This window comes from Actinomadura logoneensis, from assembly GCF_003428695.1.
GTDB lineage: Bacteria > Actinomycetota > Actinomycetes > Streptosporangiales > Streptosporangiaceae > Spirillospora > Spirillospora logoneensis.
Window position 1 is genome coordinate 1 of the sequence record NZ_QURH01000813.1, and the last position, 4,565, is coordinate 4,565.

The 4,565-nt window shown below is 76.1% G+C and carries 4 protein-coding genes and 1 pseudogene; 2 read left to right on the plus strand and 3 right to left on the minus strand.

Going from position 1 to position 4,565, the window contains the following annotated elements; genetic code table 11:
• Nucleotides 1-425 (plus strand): annotated as a pseudogene (locus DZF91_RS40500) (hypothetical protein); the annotation flags it as partial.
• A 3-nt stretch (nucleotides 426-428) separates the two neighbouring features.
• Here the strand turns inward: DZF91_RS40500 and DZF91_RS27930 are convergent.
• Both DZF91_RS27930 and DZF91_RS27940 read right to left on the minus strand, forming a co-directional pair.
• Nucleotides 429-1,376, minus strand: coding sequence for a LysR family transcriptional regulator (locus DZF91_RS27930; protein ID WP_117360115.1), 948 nt, complete (start codon nucleotides 1,374-1,376; stop codon nucleotides 429-431).
• A gap of 528 nt (nucleotides 1,377-1,904) precedes the next feature.
• Nucleotides 1,905-2,255, minus strand: coding sequence for a YrdB family protein (locus tag DZF91_RS27940; protein ID WP_117360116.1), 351 nt, complete (start codon nucleotides 2,253-2,255; stop codon nucleotides 1,905-1,907).
• 109 nt (nucleotides 2,256-2,364) lie between these two features.
• On the opposite strand from DZF91_RS27940, the gene DZF91_RS27945 reads away from it, so the two are divergent.
• Nucleotides 2,365-2,772: a nuclear transport factor 2 family protein gene (locus tag DZF91_RS27945; RefSeq protein ID WP_117360117.1), complete on the plus strand. Its 408-nt coding sequence runs from the start codon at nucleotides 2,365-2,367 to the stop codon at nucleotides 2,770-2,772.
• 42 nt (nucleotides 2,773-2,814) lie between these two features.
• Here the strand turns inward: DZF91_RS27945 and DZF91_RS27950 are convergent.
• Nucleotides 2,815-4,565: FtsK/SpoIIIE domain-containing protein (locus DZF91_RS27950; protein ID WP_268915987.1), on the minus strand; the 1,751-nt coding region annotated here is incomplete at its 5' end.

A 4,565-nucleotide genomic window follows, 5' to 3' on the forward strand; every position in this document is an offset into this window, starting at 1 on the left:
TGGGCGGTGTCGCGGGGGCGGTGGCGGCGGGCGCGCTCGCGCGGCGGCTCGGCCCGATGGGGGCGGTCGCGGCGGGGGTCGTCGGCGTCGGGACGGCGCTGGCCGCGATGGGCCTCGTCACGGACGCGTGGGGTCTGGTGGCGGCGAACGCCGTGCAGGGGGCGGCGGTGACCGTGGCGAGCGTGGTGAACCGCAGCGCCCGGCAGGCGTGGATCCCGCGCGCGCTGATGGGACGGGTCACGACGACGATCCGTTCGCTGGTCATCGCGGTGACGCCGGTCGGCGCGGCGGTGGCGGGCGTGGCGAGCCGGGCGTCGGGCGACGACCCGCGGGCGGTCTTCGTCGGCGCGGGCGTCCTCGCCGCGGGGACGATGCTGGCCGGCTGGACGGCCGTCCTGCGCCGCCTCCCGCCGCCCCCGCTCTGACGTCTAGCGGGGGGACAGGGCGTCGGTGTCCTCGTCGGGAAGCCAGTCGCGGGACGGGTCGTACTCCAGCCAGCGGCGCGCCCGTCCGTGCGTGGAAAGGGCTCTGAGCAGGTCGGACAGTCGCGGGTGGCGGGTGGCGTCGGCCCACAGGAGCGACCAGGCGTACAGCGGAACGGGGTCGGCGAGCGGGACGGCCCGGACGCCCGGCACGTCCGGCAGGCGCGCGTCGGCCGGGAAGAGGGTGAACGCGCCGGGTGTGTCGCGCAGTTCGGCGAGCAGCCGTCCCGCGCCGAGGTTGACGACCTCGACGCGGTCCCGGATGCCGAACGCGTCCGCGAAGTGGCGGAGGAAGTCGAGCCGGTCGGAGGCCGCCGGGAACACGAGCCGGGCGTCGCGCAGATCGGCGGGCCGGAGTTGCTCGGCGCGGCCGAGCGGGTGGTCCGCGGAGATGAGGGCGTCCACCGGTTCCAGCCGGACGGCGCGGCGGGTCAGTTCGTCCTCGCGCGGCCGTCCCGTCCGGTGGACGCGTCCGAAGGCGGCGTCGGCCTCGCCGCGCAGCAGCGCGGAGAAGACGGCGGGCAGGTCGCGTGCCCGGCCGAGTTCGATCGGCGGGACGTCGTCGATGACCTCGCTCAGGGTGCGGGACGGGTCGTACAGGTGGCCCCACACGTCGACGCGCAGCGGCCCGGCGTCGTCCCGGACGGCGGAGACGGCGGCGTCCGCGGTGGCGAGGGCACGCCGGGCCGGCGCGAGGAAGCGGTGCCCGGCGGCCGTGGGTCGCACGCCGCCGTGACCGCGTTCGAGCAGTCGCGTGCCGAGGAGTGCCTCCAGCCGGGCGATGCGCTTGGACAGCGCCTGCTGGGTCAGGCCGAGCTCGGCGGCGGCGTGTCCGAAGTGCCGCGTCTCGGCGGTGGTGACGAAGGCGCGCACCTGCGCCAGGTCCAGGTCCACGCGTCCCACCTTGTCCGACAACCGCCGGTTGTCAAGGTCGCCCGGCGGCTGTTGGCCCGGGACGGACCGCGCGCGCTGGACTGTGACCACGGCCGGGACGACAGCCCCGGGTGCACCGAGCGAGAGGAGCCGACCGTGAAGGCGTTGCAGCCGACCGGCCGCCCGGACGAACTCGTCGTCCTCGGCGACCGCGCCGAACCGGACCCGCGTCGGACGAGGCGGTGGTCGAGGTCGAGGCGTTCTCGGTGAACCGGGGCGAGATCTTCTAGCTGGAGGCGGGCACGGCATGGGCCCCCGGCAAGGACGTCGCCGGCCGCGGCGTTGCCGCTGGCGGGGTTGACGGCGCTGCGCCTGCTGCGCGCGGCCGGTTCCGTGGCGAGTCCGCGGATCCTGCTGACCGGCGCGTCCGCGGGAACGCGGTCCTGGCGGTCGGAACGTGAGCGGCCCGGCCGCACAAGGCGACCGGGCCGTCCGCCGGGCCCCGGCGCGGGTCGGTGTCCCGGCCCGCGTCTCGGCCCCGCCGCCGTCCTACTGCTTCCAGGTGAGGCGGAGGATCGCGTTGACGGCGTAGACGGCGGCGAAGATCAGGGCGGGGGTCATCGCCGCGGCGGCGTGGAGCGCGAGCGCGGCGGTGCCGAACCAGGCGATCTCGAAGGCGGCGCGGGCGATGCCGTGCAGGGCGTAGGTGGCGTTCTCGCCGCCGCCCGCCGCGAACAGGGCCCACAGCGTGCCCATCGCCACCGGCGCGCCGAGCCCGGCGAGGATCCGGACCGCCCAGTTGGAGTCGAGCGTGAAGCCCCAGTAGCAGACGGCGGCCAGCGCGCCGAGCTCCAGGAAGAACATCACGGCCAGGTTGGCGCCCTTGGCGATGGTGAGCATGTGGACCTCCGGCGTCCGTGATGTGAATCCCGCGTCCTTGCGAGAGCAATGCTCTCGCGAACGATGCTCATAGTCAAGAGCAGTGCTCTCGAAAGGGAAGGGGACGATCATGACGCCCAAGGAGACCGTCGTCCGGTACGTCCAGGCCGTCGCCGCGGGCGACCTGGCGGCGATCGTCGCGAGCTTCGCCGACGACGCCACCTGGACGTACCCCGGAGACACCCCGGTCAGCGGCACGTGGAAGGGCCGGGACGCCATCGTCAACGACTTCCTCGGCGGCGTCACCGCCGGCGCGTTCGCCGCCCCGCCCGAGGTCGTCCTCACCGGCGTCGTCGCCGAGGGCGACCAGGTCGTGGCCGAGTGGACGGCCCAGGGCGTCACCGTTCGCGGCGACCGCTACGACAACCGCTGCATCGGCGTCTACACCGTCCGGGACGAGAAGATCACCGCCGTCCGCGAGTACTGCGACACCAAGCACGCGGAGGCCGTTCTCTTCCCGCCCCCGGAGCCCCGCTGACCCCCGCTGACCCCCGCCCCGCTGACCGCCGCCCCGGTGGCGTCAGCCGTTCAGCGGCGGCGGGAGGGCCACCTGGATCTGCGCGGTCGTGCCCTGCCGGACGAACAGGCCGCGTCCGGCGGGGCCGCCCAGCGACGCGTTGCGCGGCAGGCGGAGACCGAACAGGTCGCCGTCGTCGGGGGAGTCCACCGACAGCAGGACGCCCGAGCGCGAGCGGCGGGCGTCGGCGATGAAGCCCCGGTAGCCGCGTCCCAGGTCCTCGGTGGTGCCGCCGACGACCAGGGCGTGCTCGCCGTCGCGGGCGGTGCGCAGGACGTCCCGGAGGGCGTCGTCGAGCTCGGTCTCGTCGAGCAGTTCGGCGTCGTCCACGAGCACGGCGTAGCGGTGCTCGGAGCCGATCGCGTCCTCCAGGTCCTCGGCCGTGGAGTCGGCGGTGAGCAGGCCGAGGACGCCGCGCCGCCCGGCGAGCATCCGCAGCGGCGAGCGGCGCGGCGTCACCAGGACGACCGGGACGAGCCCGCCCGCGACCGCCGGGTCCAGCAGCGACTCGGCGATCGTGCGCAGCGTCGTGGAGCGCCCCGAGCGGGCCGGTCCGCCCACGACGAAGCCCGGGCCCTCGTTCAGCAGGTCCACGCCGACCGGGGCGAGCGTGTCGCCGCCGACGCCGACCAGCGACCACAGCGCGGACGGCGGCATGAAGTCCGGGTCGAGCTCCATCGCCTCCCGGTAGGTCGCGCGCACCGGCAGCTCGTCCACGTGGATCGGCCGGCGCCCGCGCGGCAGCCGCCCGTACCGGGTCGCGGCGGCGCGCGCGATGTCCTGGAGCGCGGCGACCTGCGCCGTGCCGGACGGGTCGTCCGCGAGCAGCCCGATCTGCGACTCGCGCGGCGGGACGCCCGGCGCGACGACCTCCAGGACGCGGCCGGGCGGCATCGACGCGGGCACCTGGCGCTCCTGCAGCCCGGCGTACCCGTAGTCGTTCGGGTCGGCCATCCGGAGCACCAGCCGCCGGTCGAAGACGGTGGAGACCTGCCCGGTCAGGCCCGTCCGGTCGCCGGTGAACACCGCGCGCAGCCCCACGGCCGCGCCCTCGCGCAGCAGCCGCAGCGCCATGTCCACCAGGCGGCCGTAGTCGTAGGAGTCGAACGCGCCGACGAACCCCTCCCAGCGGTCGAGCAGCAGCACCATCCAGGGGAGGCGGTCGGCGGCGGCCACGGCGGCGCGCTGCTCCGACAGCGACGCGAAGCCCGCCTCGGCGAGCAGCTGCTGCCGCCGCGACACCTCCGCGCCGAGCGCGGTCAGCAGCCGCTCGCAGCGGTCGAGCTGGTCGCGGGTGACGACCGCGCCGCAGTGCGGCAGCGACACCATCGGCAGCAGCGCGCCCGCGCCGCAGTCGATCGCGTACAGGTGCACGTCGAACGGCGAGCACCCGGCTGCGAGCGACCCGGCGAACGTCCGCAGCGCCGTCGACCGGCCGGACCGGGACGTCCCCGCCAGGTACAGGTGGCCGCCCTTCACCAGGTCGGCGGTCAGCGGCTCGCGCGACTGGACGGACGGCAGGTCGGTCACCCCGAACGGGATCGCCGGGACGTCCACGACCGAGCCCCCGGCGGCCGTGCGCGGCTCCAGCCGGACCCGCTCGGGCAGCGGCGACAGCCACGGCGACGGCTGCCGCCCGATGCCCGCGCGGCGCGCCGCGTCCTCGACCGCGCGGACCAGGGCGGCCAGGTCGGTGACCGTGTCGCCGGACGCGTCGTCCGGCGCCTCGCGCGGCCCGGGCAGCGGACGTCCGA